The sequence below is a fragment of the Rhizobium sp. KDH_Rht_773_N genome (assembly GCF_052946295.1).
Genome location: NZ_CM129525.1, coordinates 503,537 through 525,885, shown reverse-complemented (window position 1 = coordinate 525,885; position 22,349 = coordinate 503,537). Strand labels below are relative to the sequence as shown.

Annotated in this window: 19 protein-coding genes and 2 pseudogenes; 4 read left to right on the top strand and 17 right to left on the bottom strand. The window is 63.8% G+C overall.

What is annotated here, in order from left to right:
* Positions 1 to 48: 48 nt before the first annotated feature.
* From pssA to ACU8HS_RS02695, 4 genes and pseudogenes are all read right to left on the bottom strand, one after another.
* Positions 49 to 894, bottom strand: coding sequence for a CDP-diacylglycerol--serine O-phosphatidyltransferase (gene pssA, locus ACU8HS_RS02710; RefSeq protein ID WP_112565823.1), 846 nt, complete (start codon positions 892 to 894; stop codon positions 49 to 51).
* Positions 895 to 912: 18 nt separating this feature from the next.
* Positions 913 to 1,614: pseudogene (locus ACU8HS_RS02705) on the bottom strand (phosphatidylserine decarboxylase); the annotation flags it as partial.
* Positions 1,615 to 1,746: 132 nt separating this feature from the next.
* Positions 1,747 to 3,624 (bottom strand): ABCB family ABC transporter ATP-binding protein/permease, encoded by a 1,878-nt coding sequence (locus ACU8HS_RS02700; RefSeq protein ID WP_112705001.1) that lies wholly within the window; start codon positions 3,622 to 3,624, stop codon positions 1,747 to 1,749.
* 163 nt (positions 3,625 to 3,787) lie between these two features.
* A complete protein-coding gene (locus tag ACU8HS_RS02695; RefSeq protein ID WP_447015353.1) occupies positions 3,788 to 5,842 on the bottom strand; it encodes a LysM peptidoglycan-binding domain-containing protein in 2,055 nt (684 codons plus the stop codon).
* A 156-nt stretch (positions 5,843 to 5,998) separates the two neighbouring features.
* Here ACU8HS_RS02695 and ACU8HS_RS02690 point away from each other — a divergent pair, with 156 nt between their 5' ends.
* A complete protein-coding gene (locus tag ACU8HS_RS02690; protein WP_029616531.1) occupies positions 5,999 to 6,622 on the top strand; it encodes an LOG family protein in 624 nt (207 codons plus the stop codon).
* A 127-nt stretch (positions 6,623 to 6,749) separates the two neighbouring features.
* On the opposite strand, the gene rarD is transcribed toward ACU8HS_RS02690, so the two are convergent.
* Complete coding sequence (gene rarD, locus ACU8HS_RS02685) at positions 6,750 to 7,664, bottom strand: EamA family transporter RarD (protein ID WP_112565835.1); 915 nt, start codon at positions 7,662 to 7,664, stop codon at positions 6,750 to 6,752.
* Positions 7,665 to 7,777: 113 nt separating this feature from the next.
* On the opposite strand from rarD, the gene ACU8HS_RS02680 reads away from it, so the two are divergent.
* Positions 7,778 to 8,638, top strand: coding sequence for a protein-L-isoaspartate O-methyltransferase family protein (locus ACU8HS_RS02680; protein ID WP_377314503.1), 861 nt, complete (start codon positions 7,778 to 7,780; stop codon positions 8,636 to 8,638).
* A 46-nt stretch (positions 8,639 to 8,684) separates the two neighbouring features.
* Here ACU8HS_RS02680 and cimA read toward each other — a convergent pair whose 3' ends face one another.
* The 11 genes and pseudogenes from cimA to radA all read right to left on the bottom strand — a co-directional run bounded on the left by cimA (position 8,685) and on the right by radA (position 19,176).
* The gene (gene cimA / locus ACU8HS_RS02675) at positions 8,685 to 10,298 is read right to left on the bottom strand and encodes a citramalate synthase (RefSeq protein WP_113412438.1); all 1,614 of its coding nucleotides are present in this window, start codon (positions 10,296 to 10,298) and stop codon (positions 8,685 to 8,687) included.
* Positions 10,299 to 10,358: 60 nt separating this feature from the next.
* Positions 10,359 to 11,318, bottom strand: coding sequence for a prolyl aminopeptidase (pip, locus tag ACU8HS_RS02670; RefSeq protein WP_112754377.1), 960 nt, complete (start codon positions 11,316 to 11,318; stop codon positions 10,359 to 10,361).
* A complete protein-coding gene (locus ACU8HS_RS02665) occupies positions 11,315 to 11,791 on the bottom strand; it encodes a GFA family protein (RefSeq protein ID WP_112565847.1) in 477 nt (158 codons plus the stop codon). Before ACU8HS_RS02665 ends, pip begins: the two co-directional genes overlap by 4 nt.
* Positions 11,788 to 12,276 carry a GFA family protein gene (locus tag ACU8HS_RS02660; protein ID WP_112754379.1) on the bottom strand — a complete coding sequence of 163 codons (489 nt, stop codon included), beginning with the start codon at positions 12,274 to 12,276 and terminating at the stop codon, positions 11,788 to 11,790. The genes ACU8HS_RS02665 and ACU8HS_RS02660 overlap by 4 nt, the downstream gene beginning before the upstream one ends.
* The gene (locus tag ACU8HS_RS02655; RefSeq protein ID WP_112754381.1) at positions 12,273 to 12,752 is read right to left on the bottom strand and encodes a GFA family protein; all 480 of its coding nucleotides are present in this window, start codon (positions 12,750 to 12,752) and stop codon (positions 12,273 to 12,275) included. Before ACU8HS_RS02655 ends, ACU8HS_RS02660 begins: the two co-directional genes overlap by 4 nt.
* Positions 12,749 to 12,880, bottom strand: a pseudogene (locus ACU8HS_RS02650) (DUF559 domain-containing protein); the annotation flags it as partial. The pseudogene ACU8HS_RS02650 and the gene ACU8HS_RS02655, both read right to left, overlap by 4 nt.
* A 13-nt stretch (positions 12,881 to 12,893) precedes the next feature.
* A complete protein-coding gene (gene cysS, locus ACU8HS_RS02645) occupies positions 12,894 to 14,270 on the bottom strand; it encodes a cysteine--tRNA ligase (RefSeq protein ID WP_377314500.1) in 1,377 nt (458 codons plus the stop codon).
* Between the two features lie 250 nt (positions 14,271 to 14,520).
* A complete protein-coding gene (locus tag ACU8HS_RS02640; RefSeq protein ID WP_112565859.1) occupies positions 14,521 to 15,261 on the bottom strand; it encodes an SDR family NAD(P)-dependent oxidoreductase in 741 nt (246 codons plus the stop codon).
* A gap of 84 nt (positions 15,262 to 15,345) precedes the next feature.
* The gene (purF, locus tag ACU8HS_RS02635; RefSeq protein ID WP_447015352.1) at positions 15,346 to 16,836 is read right to left on the bottom strand and encodes an amidophosphoribosyltransferase; all 1,491 of its coding nucleotides are present in this window, start codon (positions 16,834 to 16,836) and stop codon (positions 15,346 to 15,348) included.
* A gap of 228 nt (positions 16,837 to 17,064) precedes the next feature.
* The gene (locus ACU8HS_RS02630) at positions 17,065 to 17,685 is read right to left on the bottom strand and encodes a CvpA family protein (RefSeq protein WP_112565867.1); all 621 of its coding nucleotides are present in this window, start codon (positions 17,683 to 17,685) and stop codon (positions 17,065 to 17,067) included.
* Between the two features lie 90 nt (positions 17,686 to 17,775).
* Positions 17,776 to 19,176, bottom strand: coding sequence for a DNA repair protein RadA (gene radA, locus ACU8HS_RS02625; RefSeq protein WP_112565870.1), 1,401 nt, complete (start codon positions 19,174 to 19,176; stop codon positions 17,776 to 17,778).
* Between the two features lie 246 nt (positions 19,177 to 19,422).
* Between radA and ACU8HS_RS02620 the strand changes: the two genes are divergently transcribed.
* On the top strand, positions 19,423 to 20,058 hold the full coding sequence (locus tag ACU8HS_RS02620; RefSeq protein WP_112565873.1) for a LysE family translocator: 636 nt from the start codon (positions 19,423 to 19,425) through the stop codon (positions 20,056 to 20,058).
* A gap of 2 nt (positions 20,059 to 20,060) precedes the next feature.
* On the opposite strand, the gene alr is transcribed toward ACU8HS_RS02620, so the two are convergent.
* Positions 20,061 to 21,227 carry an alanine racemase gene (gene alr, locus ACU8HS_RS02615; protein ID WP_112565877.1) on the bottom strand — a complete coding sequence of 389 codons (1,167 nt, stop codon included), beginning with the start codon at positions 21,225 to 21,227 and terminating at the stop codon, positions 20,061 to 20,063.
* Positions 21,228 to 21,417: 190 nt separating this feature from the next.
* Between alr and ACU8HS_RS02610 the strand changes: the two genes are divergently transcribed.
* Entirely contained in the window at positions 21,418 to 22,239 is an 822-nt protein-coding gene (locus tag ACU8HS_RS02610) for an AraC family transcriptional regulator (RefSeq protein ID WP_112566405.1), read from the top strand.
* Positions 22,240 to 22,349: the final 110 nt, after the last annotated feature.

The following is a 22,349-nucleotide window of genomic DNA, read 5'->3' as shown; positions in this document are numbered from 1 at the left end:
CTTAACCGAAGCCTGCGTTCGTTAATACTTACTTAATAAAGTAGGCGCTCAGATATGGCGGCCGATATCGTCTTCGCCGACACCGGGTTCCTCGATGGTCAGCGTGCCGTATTTGCGCTTCCACTTTCGCGCGCCGAAGGGCAGCGAAATGAGGTAGGCGCAGACGGTGAAGACCATCACTTCCCAGGTGAAGCTCATCAGCAGCGCAACATAGATCACGACGCCGAGCATGGCCGGCAGCACGAGATCGCGCCGCATCCGGCTCTCGGATTTGCCGGACCAGACCGGCAGGCGGCTGATGAGCAGGAAGGCGATGAGGACCGTATAGCCGGAGGAGAGGAAGGCGAAGGTCCGGTCGGTGGCAAGGCCGAGGAAGCCGAGATAGACAGGCAGCAGCACCAGCATGGCGCCCGCCGGGGCCGGCACGCCGACGAAATATTCCGATTGCCAGGGCGCGCGGTTCTCGCGTTCCGACATCACGTTGAAGCGCGCCAGTCTGAGGCCTGCGGCAATCGTATAGATGAGCGCGGCGATCCAGCCGAGCGAGCGCGCCTCGTCGAGCGCGTAGACATAGACGACGAGGGCCGGCGCCACGCCGAAATTGACGATATCGGCAAGCGAATCCATCTGCGCGCCGAATTTCGAGGTGGCCTTCATCAGCCGCGCCACGCGCCCGTCGACACCGTCGAGGAAGGCGGCGACCAGCACCATGGCGACCGCCAGCTCATGCCGGCCTTCGAAGGCAAGCCGGATGCCGGTCAGGCCGGCGCAGATCGCAAGAATGGTGATGAGGTTCGGCACGACGAGCCGGATCGGGATTTCGCGCAGGCGCGGCCCGCGGGCGGAATCGTCGTTCGGGCCGTTCGGTTCGAAGGGCGGAAAGGGAGTTTCCATATCGCGCTTTCCTCGAAATTAGCTGCGGCGGCTGATGACCGGACCCTTTGCCGAGGCGAATTCGGCAATGACAGTCTCGCCGGCAACCGCCGTCTGGCCGAGGGCGACGCGCGGGGCGGCGCCGGCCGGCAGGAAGACGTCGAGGCGCGAGCCGAAGCGGATGAGGCCGAAACGCTCGCCCGCGTCGACGGGTTCGTTGACATGCGAGAAACAGAGGATGCGCCGCGCCACGAGGCCGGCGATCTGCACCACGCCGATCTGGCCGTGGCGGGTTTCGATGACGAGGCCGTTGCGCTCGTTGTCTTCGCTCGCCTTGTCGAGTTCGGCATTGACGAAGCTGCCCGGCCGGTAGTTGATGCTGACGATGCGGCCGCGCATCGGCGCGCGGTTCACATGGCAGTTGAAGACGTTCATGAAGACCGAGATGCGCAGCATCGGCTCGGCTCCGAGGTTCAGCTCGGCCGGCGGCGTCACCATCTGGATCGACGAAACCTTGCCGTCGGCCGGCGAAATGACGAGATCGTCGTCCTGCGGCGTCACGCGCTCGGGATCACGGAAGAAATAGGCGCACCAGAGCGTCAGGATGAGGCCGATCCAGAAGAGCGGCTTGAAGATCCAGCCCAATACGAGCGACGCGACGAAGAAGGCGGCGACGAAGGGATAACCTTCCTTGTGCACCGGAACGATCGTGTTGCGAACCGTATCGAACAAGCTCATGAATGCCGGTCTCCTGTCGTTTTTCGTATCCGCTGGTTACAGAAAAACGACGTGAGGAGCAATGGCGCGGACCTCAGGCCGCCTTCGATGCATCGGTTCTAAACAATAAAACGGCGCTGTTGCCCGCCGTCAACGTCAGCTGGCCGGCGCCAGCCGGTTGACGATGCCGAGTTCGTCGCTCTCGCGCACCTGCTTCAGATGCTCTTCGGCCTGCGTCGCCTCGCGCTGGCGGTTCCACATCGAGGCATAGAGGCCGTTCTGCGCAAGCAGGGCGGCATGCGTGCCGCGCTCGGCGATCTCGCCGCTCTTGAGCACGATGATCTCGTCCGCGCCGATGACGGTGGACAGGCGGTGGGCGATGACCAGCGTCGTGCGGTTCTTGGAAACGACGTCGAGCGCCGTCTGGATTTCCCGCTCCGTCGTCGTGTCGAGCGCCGAGGTCGCCTCGTCGAGAATGAGGATCGGCGGCGCCTTGAGGATGGTGCGGGCAATCGCCACGCGCTGCTTCTCGCCACCGGAAAGTTTCAGCCCGCGTTCGCCGACCTTCGTCTCGAAGCCTTCGGGCAGGGTCTCGATGAAATGCGCGATCTGGGCGATCTCGGCCGCCTGTTTCACCTCCGCCTCATTGGCCGAAGGGCGGCCGTAGCGGATATTGTAGGCAACCGTATCGTTGAACAGCACCGTATCCTGCGGCACCATGCCGATGACGGAACGCAGGCTCTTCTGGGTGACGCTGCGGATATCCTGCCCGTCGACGGTGATGGAGCCGCTCTGGATATCGTAGAAACGATAGAGCAGGCGCGACAGCGTCGATTTGCCGGCACCCGAGGGGCCGACGACCGCGACCGTCTTGCCGGCCGGCACCTCGAAGGAAATGCCCTTCAGGATCGGCCGCGCCGGGTCATAGGCGAAATGCACGTCCTTGAAGGAAATCGCGCCCTGGCCGATGGCAAGCGCCTTCGCGTCGGGCGCGTCCAGCACCTCGGCCTTGACTTCCAGGAGATCGAACATCTGCTCGATGTCGATCAGCCCCTGGCGGATTTCGCGGTAGACGAAGCCGATGAAGTTCAGCGGCACGGAAAGCTGCAGCAGCATGGAATTGACGAAGACGAAATCGCCGACCGTATGTTCGCCGCGCTGCACCGACCAGGCCGAAAGCACCAGCATGATGGTCGTGCCGATGCCGAAGATCACGCCCTGGCCGAAGTTCAGCCAGCCGAGCGAGGTCCACACGTCTGTGGCCGCCTTCTCGTAGCGCTCCATCGACCTGTCGAAGCGCTTGGCCTCCATTTCCTCGTTGCCGAAATATTTGACGGTCTCGAAATTGAGGAGCGAGTCGATCGCCTTGGTATTGGCGTCCGTATCGCTGTCGTTCATCGCCCGGCGGATCGAGATGCGCCAGTCGGAGGCGCGGATCGTGAACCAGATATAGGCCCAGACGGTGAAGGCGGTGACGGCGAGATAAGAGAAGCCGTAGCCCCACCAGAAGATCGCCGCCGTCAGCAGGAATTCGATGACCGTCGGGATCGAGTTCAGGATCGTGAAACGCACGATCGTCTCGATGCCCTTGGTGCCGCGCTCGATGATGCGCGAAAGCCCGCCCGTCTTGCGCTCCAGATGGAAGCGCAGCGAAAGCTCGTGCATATGCACGAAAGTGCGGTAGGCAAGCTGGCGCACGGCATATTGGCCGACGCTGGCAAAGAGCGAATCCCTGAGCTGGTTGAGCCCGAGCTGGATGAGGCGCGTCAGGTTATAGGCGACGACGAGGGCGGTGGCGCCGATCAGCAGCGGCGGCAGCGTGCCCTGCAGGTCCATCTTGCCGTTCAGCGCATCGGTGGACCATTTGAAGAAATAGGGCACCAGCAGCAGCACGAATTTCGACACGAGCAGATAGACCGAAGCCCATACGACCCGCATCCTGAGGTCCGGCCGCCCTTCCGGCCACATGTAGGGCCAGAGGTTATAGAGCGTTCCCAGCAGGTTGCTGTCCGAAACTGTCTTGCCGTTTGCCATGCCTGTCTCCAGCCCGCCGGGCCGCTCTTGCCGCGGCCTGTCGCCGTTTCCGCCAGATATGCTACCGGCTGGCCGATTACAACATTGACAGGGATTTTATCGGCGCGCTGTTGCACGCCGGCCCTAAAGAAATCGGCGGCCGATGGGCCGCCGATGTCGCGTTTTAGAGGTGTTCGCCCGAAAGCCGCTTGCGATGCAGCTCCTCGGCATTCGGCAGGGCATCCTTCGGCAGGCCGAAGATCTGGCCGGGGCGGATGCGGTCCGGATTGGTGATCTTGTCCTCGTTGGCGATGTAGATCGTCGTATAGCGCACGCCGAGGCCGTAGACGCGGCGGGAAATCTGCCAGAGCGTATCGCCGCGGCGGATGATGACCGCATTGTTGTTCTCCGTCAGCGGCGCCTGCTCGATCGTCTTCGGCTGGCCGGCGGCCGCCACCTCGTTCGAGGCCGCCGGCGCGGCGTCGGGCACCGTCAGTCCGGCAATGATGGCGCCGAGCCTGTCGAGCGCCGCCCCCACCGATTTTGCATCCTTCGGCAGGCCCTGCAGCAGCGTCAGCGCGTTGGCGGCAACCTGCGAGGCGGAAGCCGATGCCTGCTTGAAGGCGTCGGTCGCATCGATGCCAGGGCGGAAATCGACGAGCGAGCGCAGCGCGAACTCGGTGGCCGAGCGCGCCGCCGCAAGCTGTTCCGTACCCGGCACCTTGCCGTCCGCAAAGAGGCCCTTCAGCAGGCCGAAGGCCTTTGTCGCATCGCCCTTGAGCTTGCCGAGCTGGCCCTCGTCGAGCGGCACCATCGCCTGGCCGGCATTGCCGCCGGACTGGGCGGCAACCGTCACCTGGTCGCCTTCCGGGCGGTTGAAATTGACGGTCGCGCGCACGAGCACCTTGCCCGAGCCATCGACCAGATCGACGCGAACCTTGTGGTCGCCGACCGAAAGGTCCATCGCCCCGCTGATGACGAAGTGCCCGTCCGGCTCGGCCGTATCCTGGCCGATCAGCGCGTCGTCGGCATAACCGACGACCTTGGCATTGGCGCGCGCCGTGCCGGCCACGAAGATCTTGTTGCCCTCGATCTCGACGGCGTTGATGACCACGTCGGCAGCCGTCGCGTCGCCCTGCTGGGTGCCGGGAACGGAAGGCGCCGCACTGCCCGCATCGCTCGACGTCGCCGGCGTCTGCATCGCGACCTGATCGCCCGGCGCGCCGGTGGCGGCAGGCTGCGTGCTGGCGGCGGCGTTGTCGGCGGGCGCCGCGGCTGCGTTGCTGGCGGCCGGCTGGGCGCTGGCGACCTCGGCCTTCGGCGCGGTAATGATGCGGCTTGCCGTGCCGGGCTTGGAAACCATGGCGAGCAGTTCGCTGCCGCTGCCGTCCTTCGGTACGGAAACGGTCGCAACCTCTTCGGACAGTGTGGTCTTGCCGTCCTTGCCGGTGACTTTCAGCACGAGCTGGTGGTCGCCGGCGGCGAGCGGATTGTCGAGCACGGCGGCAAAATCGCCGGTGCCGTCGACATCGGTGGTCACGACGACCTTGTCGCCGTCGAGCACTTCCAGCTTGCCGTGCGGCTCGGCCGAGCCGGCAATGACGGTCGAACCGTCAGGCTCGACGCGCAGCACGTCGAAGGCCGGGATCTTCGGGCCGGTGCCGGAAGCGGTATCGGCAGCCGGAGGCGTCTGGCTGTCGGCCGCGGCCGGCTGGCCGGCCGGTTCCGGCGCGCCGGTCAGCGCGGCTTCGGCCCGTGCGAGCGCAGCCAGCGCATCGGCGGCACTTTCGGGAAGGTTGCGGATGATGTCGCGGGCCTTGCCGGCACCGTCCTTGGCCTTGGAGACGAGGCTTGCCGTCGTCGCGTCGAGGCCTTCGGGTGCCGCAAAATCGGCGACCGCGGTCAAGGCGTCCACGGCCGCGGTCTTGGCGCTGGCAAGCGCGTCGGCGGCGGGCACCTTGTTGTCGGCAAACAGCGCCTTCAACCCGGAAAGGGACCGGATGGCGTCGGCAGTGAGGCTGCCCACATTCTGGGCGGCGGCTGCGGCATCGGCGGCCGCGGAGCGGGAGGTCTTGGACGTTTCGTTAACCGTGTTGTTGACCTCTGTGCCGGCCTGGTTGATGGCGTCACCCACCTTCGCCACATCAGAGCCGAGCCGGGGCATGACGAAAAACACCATCAGTATGATTGCGATTACGAGCACTGCGAGGGCCAGCAAGCCGGCACGGTTTTTCATCATTGCGTCTCCAAAGGCGGCAAATTGCCGTAGTATTCAGAAATTGCTAGCGATTCCCGTGGCCTTGCACAAGCATTCAAAGCAAATACGCAAGCTCCGGACGTCGCTTTTCAGTCAATTTTCTTGACTGCATTGAAATGGAATAGTTGTTTTTCCCTTATGACCGAACAATCTGTATCGATTCGATCCATTTGCGTTTACTGCGGCTCTCGGCCGGGACGCGATCCTTCCCATATGGCTGCCGGCCGCGCGCTCGGAAAAGAGATCGCGGAATATGGCCTTCGCCTGATCTATGGCGGCGGCACAAAGGGCATCATGGGCGCTGTGGCCAGCGGGACCCTATCCAACGGCGGTCAGGTGACGGGCATCATTCCCGAGTTCCTGATTGACATGGAGGCGACTCGCCATTCGCTCGGCCAGCTCAACGAGCTTATTGTAACCCCTGACATGCATGCGCGCAAACACACGATGTTCGAGCGCTCTGATGCTTTCGTGGCCCTGCCGGGCGGTATCGGCACGCTGGAAGAGATCGTCGAGATCATGACCTGGGCGCAGCTCGGCCGTCACGAAAAGCCGATGGTCTTCGCCAATATCAACGGATTCTGGGACCCGATGATGGAGCTTTTGCGCCACATGACCGGCGAGGGTTTCCTGCACACGGCCCATCGCGTCCAGCCGCTCGTCATCGACGAGATTTCGGGCATCATCCCCGCCATCATGGCGCAGGCGGCCGAACTTGCCGCCGACCGCGACGGCGAGGACGACGTGATCTCGAAGATGTAGGCACTCAGCAATTCCAGCAAAAGTGCGTAGCGGTTTTGCGTCCGGAATTGCGTAGAGAGAAAAGCAATTCCAGCAAAAGTGCGTAGCGGTTTTGCGCCCGGTTTGCGCAAGGAAAGACGCCGGCGGGCTAGCGCCCGCGGCTCGTGCGCAGCATCGACCAGCTGTAGAGGAACAGGCCGGCCCAGATCAGCGGGAAGGCGATCATGCGTGCCGTATCCATTTCTTCGTGGAAGACGAAGACGGCAATGAGGAAGATCATCGTCGGCGCGATATACTGCATGATGCCGATCGTCGACAGTTTCAGCAGTTTGGCGCCGTTGGCGTAGATCATCAGCGGTACGGCGGTGATCAGTCCGCAGCCGAGCAGCAGGGCGGTATCGTTGAACCCGGTGCGGTAGAAGTGGCCTTCGCCGCTGACGAATTCCAGGTAAAGGATGTAGAAGAGGGCAGGCAGGCTGAGGATCAGCACTTCCAGGAAGAAGCCCTGGTTCGGCCCGAGCGGCAGCGTCTTGCGCAGCAGCGCATAGAAGCCCCAGCTGATCGCCAGCGTCAGCGCCACCCAGGGAATGCCGCCGCTGTCGAAGGCGAGCACCACGACCGCAAGGCCGGCAAGGCAGATCGCCGCGATCTGCATCGGCTGCAGCTTTTCTTTCAGCAGCACGGCGCCGAGGAAGATGCTGAACAGCGGATTGATGAAATAGCCCATGGCCGCATCGAGTGAATGGCCGGCGCCGATCGCCCAGACATAGGTGCCCCAGTTGACGGTAATCAGTGCCGCTGTCACGACCGCCATGCCGAGCATGCGCGGCGAGCGCAGCGCAACGGCAATATCCTGCGTGCGCCCCAGCGCCAGCAGCACCATGCCGGCGAGCGGCAGCGACCAGAGGATACGGTGGGCGATCACCTCGGCCGGCGAAATATGCGCGACCGCCTTCATGTAGATCGGCAGAAAGCCCCACAGAAGGTAGGCCGTAAGCGCGAAGGCAAAGCCGCGTGGACTGTCTTCGTTCTTGATGATGGTTGCGCTTGCATCGGCAGACATTGGGTGTTTCCGTATTTGTTCTGTTTCTGATCCGCATTAGCTTAAGCGGCGTGAATAGGCCAATTCATTTCCTTGAATGGATCGTCAATCGAACGCCATGAAAGGAGGCAGGCATGGCCGAGACGGAACTGGCGAATTGCCGGCAGGCCTATGCCACCCGGATGCTGGCAAGGATGGGTATTTCCGGCGACGAGAGACTGCGGCAGGCCTTTGCCGCGGTGCCGCGGGAAGATTTTCTCGGGCCGCCGCCGTGGCGCATGGCCAACAGCACCGGCTATCGGGACATGCCGTCCACCGATCCCGCCGTCCTCTATCAGGATATTCTGGTTGCACTGCAGGAAGAGCGGCAGGTCAACAACGGCAGCCCTTCGCTGCATGCGCTCGGCCTTCACTGGCTTGCGCCGCAGCCCGGCGAATCGGCCTGCCATATCGGCGCGGGCGGCGGTTATTATACCGCCATGCTGTCGCATCTCGTCGGCAGCCGCGGCCATGTCACGGCGATCGAATACGACAGGGAACTTGCCGCTCGCGCAACCGCCAGCCTCGCCCCCTACGGCAATGTCGAGGTGATCTGCGGCAACGGCCTGGAATGGCCGAAATCGCCCGTCGACGCGATCTACGTCAATTTCGCCGCCCACAGGCCGGCCGAGGCGTGGATCGACAAGCTTGCTGCCGGCGGCAGGCTGATCTTTCCGCTGTCTGCCCCCTCGCTCGGCGGCAACGACCCCCTGCGGCCGTGCAGCGCCCGCGGCGGATTCTTCCTGATCCAGCGCAGCGACGACGATTTCCGCGCCCGCTATCTCACCGCCACGATCTTCGTCTGGGGCCATGCCGCCTCCGGCACGCCCGAAACCTACAGGGCGCTGGAAGCCGCCTTCCGCAGGGGCGGCATGGAAAGGGTCACGCGGATGCGCTGGAAGGGGCCGAGGGAAGGGGACGAATGGTATTCGCAGGAGGATTGGGGCCTCCTGTAGCTTCCGGCAAAACCGCTGCGCGCTTCTGCCGGAATTGCTTCGCCGCTCACTCCGCCGCGATCTTGCCGGCCAACTGCCGGTTCTTCATCAGCTTGTAGATGACCGAATCCATCAGCGCCTGGAAGGAGGCGTCGATGATGTTTTCCGACACGCCGACCGTCCACCAGCGCACGCCGCTGGAATCGGTGGATTCGATCAGAACGCGGGTGATCGCCTCGGTGCCGCCGTTGAGGATACGCACCTTGAAATCGGCCAGCACGAGGTCGTCGATCTCGTGCTGGTATTTGCCGAAATCCTTGCGCAGCGCCAGATCGAGCGCGTTGACCGGGCCTTCGGCTTCCGCCACCGACATCAGCGTCTGGCCGTCGATGGTGATCTTCACCACCGCTTCCGAGACGATCTTGATGCGGCCGTGGGAATCGAAGCGCCGTTCGATCATCACCCGGAAACCGTCGATCGAGAAGAAATGCGGGATCGTGCCCATGGTGCGGCGCGCCAGCAGCTCGAAACTCGCATCGGCACCCTCATAGGCATAGCCGGAGGCCTCGCGCTCCTTGACGATGGAGATCAGGAGGTCGAGCTTCGGATCGTCCTTGGCGACATCGATGCCGCGCCGCTTCAGCGCATTGATGAAATTGGCCTTGCCGCCCTGGTCCGAGACCATGACCTTGCGGAAATTGCCCACACTTTCCGGCGGCACATGTTCGTAGGTGCGCGGATCCTTGAGCAGCGCCGAGGCATGGATGCCGGCCTTGGTGGCAAAGGCAGAGGCGCCGACATAGGGCATCTGATGATCCGGCGAGCGGTTCAGAAGCTCGTCGAAGGCATGCGACAGGCGCGTGAGGTTGGTCAGCCGCTCGGCATCGATCGCCGTTTCGAAACGGGTATTATAGGCGCTTTTCAGCGCCAGCGTCGGGATCAGCGTCACCAGATTGGCATTGCCGCAGCGCTCGCCGATGCCGTTCAGCGTGCCCTGGATCTGGCGCGCGCCGGCCTCGACGGCGGCAAGCGAATTGGCGACCGCCTGGCCGGTGTCGTTATGCGCATGGATGCCGAGACAGTGGCCCGGCACGCCGAAGGCGATCACCGCCTCGACGATGGCACGCACTTCCGGCGGCTGCGTGCCGCCGTTCGTATCGCACAGCACCACCCAGCGCGCGCCGTTTTCATAAGCTGTCTTGGCGCAGGCCAGCGCATATTCCGGATTGGCCTTGTAGCCGTCGAAGAAATGCTCGCAGTCGACCATTGCCTCCTTGCCGGCGGCAACCGCGGCCTTGACGCTGTCGGCAATCGCTTCGAGATTTTCCTCGTTGGTGCAGCCGAGCGCCACCTGCACGTGATAGTCCCAGCTCTTGGCGACGAAGCAGACGGCGTCGCTGCTGGCCTGCAGCAGGCCGGCAATGCCCGGATCGTTGGAAACGGAAACGCCGGGGCGCTTCGTCATGCCGAAGGCGACGAAGGAGGCCTGCTTCGTGCGCTTTTCGGCGAAGAAGGCCGTGTCGGTCGGGTTCGCGCCGGGATAGCCGCCCTCGACATAGTCGAGCCCGAACTCGTCCAGCATGCCGGCAATCGCAATCTTGTCCTCGACGGAAAAGTCGATGCCGGGCGTCTGCTGCCCGTCCCGGAGCGTCGTGTCGAAGAGGTAGATGCGTTCTTTCATGTCGGTTCCTCCCGGCGAGCGGGTTCCTTGATCTTCGTGAGCGGGCCTTTCGGCGCGTTGCTAGTTCTTCCCGGCAAACCTGTCCGTCGCCCGGATCAGCCTGTCGAGAATGCCGGGCTCCGAAAAGGCATGGCCCGCGCCCTCGATCAGGTGAAACTCGGCTTTCGGCCATGCCTTGTGCAGCAGCCAGGCATATTTGGCCGGGCAGGGCATATCATAGCGCCCGTGCACGATGACGCCCGGAATATCCTTCAGCCTGTGCGCGTCGCGCAGCAGTTGGCCTTCCTCCATCCAGCCGGCATGGACGAAGAAATGGTTCTCGATGCGCGCAAAGGCATAGGCGAACTCGGCTTCCTCGAACTTGCCGCTCGTGGCCTTTTCCGGCAGCAGCGTGATCGTCTCGCCCTCCCAGATGCTCCAGGCCTTGGCTGCCTCGAGCGCCACGTCACGGTCCGCACCGGTGAGGCGGCGATTGTAGGCAAGCATCATCTCATGGCGCTCCTCCGGCGGGATCGGGGCCACGAAACGCTCCCATTTGTCCGGGAACATTTCCGAGACGCCGAACTGATAGTACCAGTCGAGCTCGGCCCGCGTCAGCGTGTAAATGCCGCGCACGATGAGCTCGGAAACGTGTTCCGGATGTTTCTCGGCATAGGCAAGCGCCAGCGTCGAGCCCCAGGAACCGCCGAAGACCTGCCATTTCTCGACGCCGGCCATTTCGCGCAGCCGCTCGATATCGGCAACGAGATGCCAGGTCGTGTTGGCCTCGAGGCTCGCATGCGGGGTCGACTTGCCGCAGCCGCGCTGGTCGAACAGCATGACATCGTAAAGCGCGGGATCGAAGGCGCGGCGATGGACCGGCGAAATGCCGCCGCCCGGGCCGCCGTGCAGGAAGACCGCCGGCTTGGCGCCCGGCGTGCCGCAGCGCTCCCAATAGAGCACATGGCCGTCGCCGACATCGAGATGGCCGCAGGCATAGGGTTCGATTTCCGGATAGAGCGTGCGCAGCACTTCGGTCATATCTTCACGCCTTTCGCCGGCCAGACGGCCGTGTCGTGGTCGGGATGCTGGAAGGAGATGATCGCCTCCTGCCGGGCATAGAAATCCGGGTCCTTGTGAACGGGCGCGTCGAAGATCGTCTCGACCCAGGGCAGGCGGGCCTCGTAATTGACCTGGATCTGCGGGGCGAGATCGCTGCGGTCGTCGAACGTGCCGATCGCAAGCTCCAGCCCGCCCGGATGACGGTAGGTCATCGGCGTGCCGCAATCCCGGCAGAAGCCGCGGTCGATATTGACGGAAGACTGGAAATAGGCCGGCTCCCCGCGCGTCCATTCCATGCCCTCTTCCGGCGCCGTGACAAGCGCGGAAAAGAAGCCGCCGAACTGCTTCTGGCACATGCGGCAATGGCAGATGGACGGACGTCCGAGCTTGCCTGTTATGCGGAAGCGAACGGCGCCGCACTGGCAGCCGCCTGTTCTCGTCGTCTCGGTCATGGATTTGCTCCTGAAGGCCATTGGGCTGTATCGTGGTCCGGATGCTGGCGGTTGCTCGCCGCGATCCTGTCCTCGCGATCGGTTGTTTCCGGTTCCGGCTCGACAGGCAAGCCGTCGAGCGCATGAAACCAGACCATTTTGCTGTCGAGACTGGATTGCATCACCGGCCTTACCGCCTGCGGATCATCCAGCGAGCCGAGCGTGATGTTGATGGAGTCGGCGCCGGGAATATCGTAGAAAAGCGGCGTGCCGCAATCGCCGCAGAAGCCGCGCCGCACCAGACCGGAAGAGTGGAACCATTTCGGCTCGCCGCGCGTCAGCGCGAAATCGCCGCGGCTGGCCGCTGCCAGCGGCAGGAAATAGTTGCCGGCCGCCTTCTGGCACATGCGGCAATGGCAGACATGCGGATAGCCAAGCTCGCCGCGCGCCCGGTAACGAACCGCGCCGCATTGGCATCCGCCGGTCAGGTCCATTTCCGTCGTCACGGGTGATCCTCCGGCGGCCAGACCGGCGTATCGTGGTCCGGATGCTGATAGGAGACGATCTCACGCAGGAAGGAGCCGGCAGCGAGATCCGCCTCGGTGCGTTCTGCCGGCAGCTCGTGCAGGTGATCGACAAAGCCGATCTTGCCTTCCACGCCCCACTGGATGGTCGGCGGCAGCTGCGACGGATCGTCGAAGGCCCCGGCGGAAACCGACATTCCGTCCGGCGCCTCATAGGTCAGCGGCGTGCCGCAATCGCCGCAGAAGCCGCGACTGACGAAATTCGACGACCGGAAGGTCTTGCGCTGCCCCCTGGTCCACTCGAATTCCATCCCGCGCACGGAAACCAGCGGCGCGTAATAGGCGCCGAACGCCTTCTGGCACATGCGGCAATGGCAGATCGACGAATCCGGCGGCGTACCCCGCGCCCGGAACCGGATCGCCCCGCATTGGCATCCGCCGGTGTAAGTCTCGGTCATGGCAGGTCCTTTCCGATGGTGCGGATGATGTGGCTGCATATATTGCCGATATCCTTGAGGATATCGTCGTTCCAGAAACGCAGGACGGTCCAGCCGTCGGACTGTAGGCGTCGAGTGCGCGCGTCGTCCGCCCAAACCATCCTAGCGCTTCACTTCCCACGTCGTCACGCGCTCGCCGGTTGCCGCATCCTTGCCGTCCTTGAGCTGGATGCCCTCGGCTGCAAGCGTCTCGCGGATCTTGTCGGCCTCGGCGAAATTCTTCGCCTTCAGGAGCTCCAGCCGCGCCTTGACCCGCGCATCGATTTCCGCGGCCACCGCCTCGTCGACCTCGGTCTTCTTCGGCAGCACGCCGAGCAGGGCGGCACTGGCGGCGAAGACGGCGTCATTGCCGGATTGCGCCAGCGCATGCAGCGCCTGGACGGCGGCGACCGTATTGAGATCGTCGGCGAGCGCGTTCAGCACCGTCTCGTCCGGCTCGGCATCGCCGGCTTCGGCGGCCGGCCACTTGGCAAGCAGGCGTTCGGCCTCCTCCAGCCGCTTGACCGAAAAGTCGATCGGCTCGCGGTAATGCGTCATCAGCATGGCAAGGCGCAGCACCTCGCCCGGCCATTGCCGGCCGGCGAAGGTTTGCGTGTGCAGGAGCTCGTAGATGGTGACGAAATTGCCTTCCGATTTCGACATCTTGCGGCCCTCGACCTGCAGGAAGCCGTTATGCATCCAGACATTCGCCATCACGTCCGTGCCGTGGGCGCACCGCGACTGGGCGATCTCGTTCTCATGGTGCGGGAAGATCAGGTCCAGACCGCCGCCGTGAATATCGAAGACGTCACCGAGATAGCGCCCGCTCATGGCCGAGCACTCGATATGCCAGCCCGGCCGGCCGCGGCCCCAGGGGCTTTCCCAGCCGGGTTCGTTGTCGTCCGAGAGTTTCCAGAGCACGAAATCGCCGGGGTTTTTCTTGTGCGCATCGACGGCGACGCGGGCGCCGGCCTGCTGCTCGTCGAGATTGCGCTTCGAAAGCTGGCCGTAATCGGCCATCGATTTCGTGTCGAACAGCACTTCGCCCGAAGCCTGATAGGCATGGCCGCGCGCAATCAGCCGCTCGATGATCTCGATCATCTCGGCAATATTGTCGGTCGCCCGCGGCTGCACGGTCGGCTCCAGCGAACCGAGCGCCCTGGCGTCTTCGAGGAACTGCGTCTCGGTCTTTTCCGTCACCGCCCGGATCGCCGCGTTCAGCGGCAGGCCCGGATAGTCGCGCAGCGCCCGCGCGTTGATCTTGTCGTCGACATCGGTGATGTTGCGCGCATAGGTGACGTGGCTTTCGCCATAGACATGGCGCAGCAGGCGGAACAAGACGTCGAAGACGATGACCGGCCGCGCATTGCCGATATGGGCGTAATCGTAGACCGTCGGGCCGCACACATACATGCGGACGTTTTCGGCATCGATCGGCTTGAAAACCGATTTCTCCCGCGTCAGCGTGTTGTATAGCTTCAGTTCCGGCGTGCCGCCCATTTCACTCTCCCAATATGCATAAGCAGAAAATAACCGCCGCCGGCAGGCCGGGGCGTTTCGCATCTTGGACATTTGGGAGACGAAAACGGCCAGGCCAGCTTTGGGCTAGCGAATAATCTTCCGGCAAATAATGCAGGTAACCGTTTTCATGACGCGTTTTATGGCGCGGGATCGGGGTTTGGTCAAGGGAGTTGCCAAGCCATTTCCCACATTGTCGGTTGCGTCACGAAATGTGGGAAGGAGGATCGCCTCAGCCCGGCAGCCGGTAATCCGCCAGCTTGTTCTCGCGCACGATGAACAGCTTGCCGGTCTCCGTCACGCCGGGGCCGAGCAGGGGAAGGATCGCTTTGGCCACTTCGGACGGATGCGGCAGGCTCATCGGGTCTTCGCCGGGAACCGCCTGCGCGCGCATGGCCGTGCGCGTGGCACCCGGATCGACGCTGGTGATGCGCAGCGGCGTCGATTGCGTCTCGCCGGCCCAGGTGCGCGCCAGCGCCTCGACGGCGGCCTTGGAGGCCGAATAGGCGCTCCAGAACGGGCGGCACTTGTGGGCCGCGCCCGAGGACATGATGACGGCGCGGCCGGCATCCGAGCGGGTCAGCAGCGGATCGACCGAGCGGATGAGGCGCCAGGTGGCGTTGACGTTGATGTTCATCACCTTCTCGAACACCTTCGCCTCGATATGGCCGATCGGCGAGATGACGCCGAGCATGCCGGCATTGGCGACGAGAATGTCGAGCTTGCCCCAGCGCTCGAAGATCGAGCCGCCGAGACGGTCGATCGCTTCCATGTCTGCGAGGTCGAAGGGGACGAGCGTGGCCGAGCCGCCGACGGCCTTGATCGCGTCGTCGAGTTCTTCCAGCCCGCCGACGGTGCGCGCGCAGGCGATCACATGCGCGCCGGCCTTGGCGAGTTCGAGGGCGGTGAAATAGCCGATGCCGCGCGAAGCGCCCGTCACCAGCGCGATCCTGCCTTCAAGATTGATGTTCATCTGCCCCGGTCCCGCATGTGCTTGATAAGATAAGGGGCGCAATAAGCGCCCCGGATCGGAAAGTCAAAGCGCAACAGCATCGCCTCAACCGTTGCTGGCGAGCATGGAAATCTTGTTCCCCATGGACTCGCCGTTCTTGTCGAGCAGGCGGGTCGGGTAGTCGCCGGTGAAATAATGGTCGGTGAACTGCGGCCGGGCCGGGTTGCGGTCCTCGCCGCCGACGGCGCGATAGAGGCCGTTGATCGACAGGAAGGCGAGCGAATCCGCGCCGATATATTTCGCCATGGCTTCGACATCGGCATACTGGTTGGCGAGCAGCTTGTCGGCGTCAGGCGTATCGATGCCGTAGAAATCCGGGAAGAAGATCATCGGGCTCGCAACGCGGATATGCACTTCCCTGGCGCCGGCCTCGCGGATCATCTGCACGATCTTCAGCGAAGTCGTGCCGCGCACGATGGAATCGTCCACCAACACCACGCGCTTGCCTTCGATCATCGCCCGGTTGGCGGAATGTTTCAGCTTCACGCCGAAGGCGCGGATCTGCTGCGTCGGCTCGATGAAGGTGCGGCCGACATAGTGGTTGCGGATGATGCCGTATTCGAACGGAATGCCGCTTTCCTGCGCATAACCGAGGGCCGCAGGCGTGCCGCCATCGGGAACCGGCACGATCACGTCGGCATCGACGGGCGATTCCTTGGCGAGGTTCATGCCCATGTTCTTGCGCGTCGTATAGACGTTGCGGCCGCCGACGACCGAGTCCGGGCGGGCGAAATAGACATATTCGAACAGGCAGAGCCGCTCGGGCTGCTGCTTGTTCGGCTTGCGGGCATCGATGCTGATCGAACCGTCGGGCTGGATTTCGCAGATGACGACCTCGCCGTTCTCCACGTCGCGGATGAACTTGGCGCCGATAATGTCGAGCGCGCAGGTTTCCGAGCAGAAGATCGGCTTGCCGTCGAGTTCGCCCATGACGAGCGGGCGGATGCCGGTGGGGTCGCGTGCCGCAATCAGCTTCGTGCGCGTCATGGCGAGCATCGAATAGCCGCCTTCCATCTGGCGGATGGCGTCGATGAAGCGGTCGGCGGTGGAGGTGTGGCGCGAGCGGGCGATGAGGTGCAGGACGACTTCGGTATCGGATGTCGACTGACAGATGGCGCCGGTGGCGATGATCTGGCGGCGCAGCGTCAGGCCGTTGGTGAAATTGCCGTTATGGGCAACAGCGATGCCGCCTTCTTCCAGTTCGGCAAACAGCGGCTGCACGTTGCGCATCGCCACTTCGCCCGTCGTCGAATAGCGCGTATGGCCGATCGAGATGCTGCCGGGCAGGCGGGCGAGCGTCATCGGATTGGTATAGTGGTCGCCGACGAGGCCCATATGGCGCTCCTGGTGGAAGCGCTTGCCGTCGAAGGAGACGATGCCGGCCGCTTCCTGCCCGCGATGCTGGAGCGCGTGCAGGCCGAGCGCCGTCAGCGCCGCGGCATCGTCATGTCCCAGAATTCCGAAAACGCCGCATTCTTCATGCAGCGTATCTCCGTCGAGCGGATCGTCAATCGGGAAGGAATGGGACTGGTTCATTTCTGCGGGCCTCTGCTCTCACAAGAATGGATCGGCTTTCCTGCAGCATGATACCGGAAATCTCTGAGCTTTCCGATAGGTCATGCCGAACGGCATCTGCCTCAAAGCCCGCTTGCCGGCTCTGAAACGGCTGAGGCCCGGCAGAGCGGAATGCCCGGCCGGACCTTGGTCTTACGTCCCGCTCAAATGGCAATTGCCAGGCCGCGGGTCAAGCTCGTGAACACTGCGTCAATTCGATGGCTGCTGTGCGCCATTGGCAGGCGCGGGTGCTGCGTCTTCCGCCGGAGCCTGATCGCTGGCCGGCGCATTCTCTTCCGTCGTGTGCGCGCCCTGAAGCTTCTCCGTAATGCTCTTCTGGATCATCTGGGCGAATTCATCCGGCAGGACCGCCTGCAGGCGAACGACGAGCGAATCCAGGAACGGCTTCGATTTGGCATTGTTGACCCAGGCCGGGCGGTGGTCGGCATCGACCAGCCAGTTCCAGAAGGCAACAGCGACGACGAGCAGAAGTATGCCGCGCGCTGCGCCGAAGAGGAAGCCCAAAGTGCGGTCGAGCGCGCCGATGCGGCTGTCGATGATGAAATCGGCGATCTTCATCGTGATGAAGGAGATGACGATCAGCGCGATCAGGAAGACGACGGCAGCCGAGCCGACGATGGCGATGCGGTCGTCGTCGGTATATTTCTTCGCATAAGGCACGAGATAGGGGTAGAGATAGTAGGCGGCGGCTGCCGAGCCGCCCCAGCTCGCGATCGAGAGGATTTCGCGCGAGAAGCCGCGGACCATTGCCAATACGGCGGAGAAGAGCACGACGCCGATGACAATACCGTCGAAAATCGTAATGGGCATATAAATTCCACTCCAGACTGCCGCCTTGCCGGCCGCGTCGCGCCTTGTTTTGGCTGATCCTATAGCATCTCCGCTATTGGTGATGAAGGATCAAACGTCTTCTTCCACACGCTGCAGCGCCCCTTTCGATCCGGCAATGCGCGCGACCAGATCCGGCAGGCTCTCGATCTCGCTCCAGCGGCCGCTGCCCTTCGGCAGATCGGCGGAGCCGGATGGGAGCAGAGCCGCCGAAAACCCCAGCTTTTCGGCTTCTTTAAGGCGCTGGGCGGTTTGCGCAACCGGCCGGACGGCGCCCGACAGACTGACTTCGCCGAAATAGACGCAATCGGCCGGAAGGGCAATACCGGCAAGCGAGGAAACGAGGGCCGACGCCACCGCCAGATCGGCCGCCGGTTCGGAGATGCGAAGGCCGCCGGCAATGTTGAGATAGACGTCGTGCTGGCCGAGCCGCACGCCGCAATGGGCTTCCAGAACCGCAAGGATCATCGACAGGCGGGCGGAGTCCCAGCCGACGACGGCGCGTCGCGGCGTGCCGAGCGAAGTCGGCGCCACCAGCGCCTGCACTTCGACGAGCACGGGCCGCGTGCCCTCCATGCCGGCAAAGACGGCTGCCCCCGGCGATTTTTCGTTGCGCTCGCCGAGGAAGAGTTCGGACGGGTTGGCGACTTCGCGCAGGCCCTTGTCCGACATTTCGAAGACACCGATCTCGTCGGTCGGCCCGAAACGGTTCTTGACCGTGCGCAGGATGCGGTAGTGATGGCCGCGGTCGCCTTCGAAATAGAGCACGGCGTCGACCATGTGCTCGACGACGCGCGGGCCGGCGATCTGGCCGTCCTTGGTCACATGGCCGACAAGCACCATGGCCGCACCCGTCTGCTTGGCGAAACGGATCATCGACTGAACGCCGGTGCGCACCTGCGTCACCGTGCCCGGCGCGGATTCGGCAAGCTCGCTCCAGAGCGTCTGGATGGAATCGATGATGACGAGATCGGGGCGTTTTCCTTCCGCGAGCGTCGCCAGAATGTCCTCGACATTGGTTTCGGCAGCCAGCAGCACATCGGTATCGGCCGCCGCCAGGCGCTGGGCGCGCAGACGCACCTGCGCCACCGCCTCTTCGCCCGAGACATAGATGATCCGGTGCCCGCGCCGCGACAGCGCTGCGGCCGCCTGCATGAGCAGCGTCGACTTGCCGATGCCGGGATCGCCGCCGACGAGCACCGCCGAGCCGCGCACGAAGCCGCCGCCGGTGACGCGGTCGAGTTCGGAAATGCCGGTATGGATGCGTGGCGCTTCCTCGATCTCGCCCGACAGCGCCGTCAGCGCCACCGGCCGGCCCTTCTTCGGCGTCTTGGCCGGCCCGCCGCCGATGCCGCCCATCGGGTCTTCCTCGACGATCGTGTTCCACTCGCCGCAATTGTCGCATTTGCCGGCCCAGCGGTTATGCACCGCGCCGCAGCTCTGGCAGATGAATTGTGTTCTGGCCTTGGCCATCAATGACTGCTTTCAGGTAGGGGCACGCAAGCGCCCGAATCGGATTTCCGCCGCAGAGCATATCCGTTTTTTCTTCGAAACACGGACAAGCTCCATCTCTTTGCTTTTGCACAATCCCGGACGCAAAACCGCTGCGCACTTTTGCTGGAATTGTTTCGAACAATGGCTTCCGGCACCGATCAAAACTAATGATTTTCCCATCAGCGGCCGGGCTGGCAGTATCCGCAGACTGATAAAGGATACGTGATGCTCGATTATTCGCTCGCCCACTGGATCGGTTTCTTCACGGCAGCGGTTCTCCTGAACCTCTCGCCCGGTCCCGACATGGCTTTCATCCTCGGTCACACGATCAAGAGCGGCACGCGCGCCGGTTTCTCGGCCGTCTTCGGCATCTGGACCGGCGCCTGCATGCATGTGCTTCTGGCCGCCTTCGGCCTGTCGGCGATCCTTGCCGCCTCGGCCATCGCCTTTTCCACGATCAAATGGACAGGCGCGATCTATCTCGTCTGGCTCGGCATCCAGGCGCTGCGCTCGAAAGGCGAGGGCGGTTTTGTTCGTGCGGCGGGCGAGACGCTCGGCTGGCAGCGCATCTATCGGCAGGGCGTGCTGGTCTCGCTGCTCAATCCGAAGGTTGCGATCTTCTTCCTCGCCTTCCTGCCGCAATTCGTCGTGGCGGGCGCAGGCCCGGCATGGCTGCAGCTTGCCGTCCACGGCGGCCTCATCATCGTCGTGGCCGCCTTCATCGAGCCGCCGCTGATCCTTGCGGGAGGGCGGCTTGCCGATCTCTTCAGGCAGAATGCCAAGATCGGCCTGTGGCTCGACCGCGGTCTCGGCGCGTTGTTCGTGGCGCTCGGCGTCCGCCTCGCGCTCACTACCCGCTAAGACTATTCCTCGTCCGTCACGTATTTGCGCTCGTGGCGCAGGCCGATGCTCGTCAGCATCTCGTAGCCGATCGTGCCCGCGGCCTTGGCCGCCTCGTCGACGGGAATGTTCTTGCCGAAAAGCTCGATATAGTCGCCGGCGCGCACGGCACCGTCCGGCAGGTCGGTCACGTCGAAGATCGTCTGGTCCATGGTGATGCGGCCGGCGACCGGCACCTTGTGGCCGGCAATGAAGCCCTGTCCGCCCTGCGGCACGGCCTGGCGCAACGGCACGCCCCCGCTCGACTGGCTGCGCATATAGCCGTCGGCATAACCGGCCGAAACGATCGCCAGCCGGCTGTCGCGGCCAAGCTCCAGCGCCCGCCCGTAGCTCACGGTTTCGCCGGCCTTGACCGTGCGGACCTGGATGATGCGCGCCTCGGCCGTTGCCACCGGACGCATCGGGTTCGCCATGCCGTTGACGGCCTGCCCGCCATAGATCGCGATGCCCGGCCGGGTAAGATCGAAGTGGTAGTCGTCCCCGAGGAAGATGCCGCCGGAGGCCGCCAGGCTTGAATCGATACCTTCATAGGCGGCGCTAACCCTGCGGAATGATTCAAGCTGCTGCCTGTTCATGACAGAGGAATGGTCGTCGCCGCAGGCAAGATGGCTCATGACCAGCACGGGCGAAAAACTCGCCGGCCGCGAGACGTCGTCGGCGAGCGCGATGGCCTCGTCCACCGTCAGGCCGAGCCGGTTGAAGCCGGTATCGACATGCAGCGCGCAAGGGTAGTCGCCGTAGTCGGCAAGCACGGCCATCCAGAAGGCAAGCTGCTCTTCCGAGGCGATGATCGGCACAAGGTCGTTTTCGAAGAAGCGCCGCTCGGTGCCGGGCCAGATGCCGGCGAGCACGAAGATGCGGGCCTCGGGGGCAAACATGCGCAGCGTCACGCCCTCATCGACGGTTGCCACGAAGAAATCCCGCGCGCCGGCGAGATAGAGCGCTTCGCCGGCATCCTCGATCCCCATCCCGTAGGCATCCGCCTTGACGACGGCGGCCGTGCGCGCCTTGCCGGAACGCCGCGCCATGTCCCGCCAGTTGTCGGTGAGCGCCGTCAGATCGACGGTCAGCCGCAGGCCGGCGGAGGCAAAAAGGTCGTCGTCTTCGAAGGGGATGGAAAAATCTGTCATGAATCGCCGCGCTGAAAGGGAAAGGAAAATGCTGCCAATACTCTAGAGGCCATTGTGGCAAAGAGAAAGCATGAGGGGGCGACATAGCAGGCTTTCCTCACATGCGATCACTTTTGTTCAAGACGCAGGCAGGCCGCCGCGCTAATCTTGCGGGATGCAGAACGTATCGCAGAAAGAGGCGGCAGAGGCCATGCCGCTTGCCAAGGTGGAAACGGCCCGCTTCTGGCGGGACAGCCGCTTCCGCGACATGGAGTGCCTGAGCGCCAGCTTCCTCACGCATGAATATGCGCCGCACGCCCATGACACGTTCAGCATCGGCGCGATCGAAAGCGGCAGCCAGATCGCCACGCTGGGCGGCAGGCGGGAGGAGACCGGCCCCGGCGACCTCTATCTGATCGATCCCGGCGTCGTCCACGACGGCGCTCCCGGCGGCGAGGGCTATCGCTACCGGATGATCTACCCGGACACGAAGCTCTTCATCGATATTCTGGAAGACGTCACCGGCAAGGCCTTCAACGCGACGCCGTCCTTTGCCGGGCCGCTGCCGCGCGATCCGCAGCTTGCCAAAGACTTCCACATCGCCCATCGCACCCTTGAAAGCGGTGCCGGCGCGCTGGAATCCGATGAAAGCATGTTCTCGGTGCTGGCCGCGATCTTCGCCCGTTACGGCAGCACGCTTGTCGTGCCCGTCGATACCAAGGAACGCAGCGCCGTCGCCCGCGCCCGCGACTACCTGATCGAGAATTTCGACAGCGATGTCGGCCTTGAGGAACTGGCCGGGGTGGCGGGACTGAGCCGCGCCCATCTGATCCGTGCGTTCCGCCGGGAATATCACATTACCCCGCACGCCTTCCTGACGGACCGGCGCGTGCTCGTTGCCCGGCGGCTGCTGAGGGAAGGCCGCATGCCGGCCGATGTCGCGGTCGAATGCGGCTTTGCCGACCAGGCGCATTTCACCCGCCACTTCAAGTCGCGCACCGGCGTCACGCCCGGCCAGTTCCGCGCCGGTTAGCGCCTCTTCTGGCCGGTATGCTTAAATCCGGCCGCGAAAGACACTAAATCACTTTCGTTCAATACAGGCTTCCATGCTCCCGGCTAGAGCAATTCCAGCAAAGGCGTGAA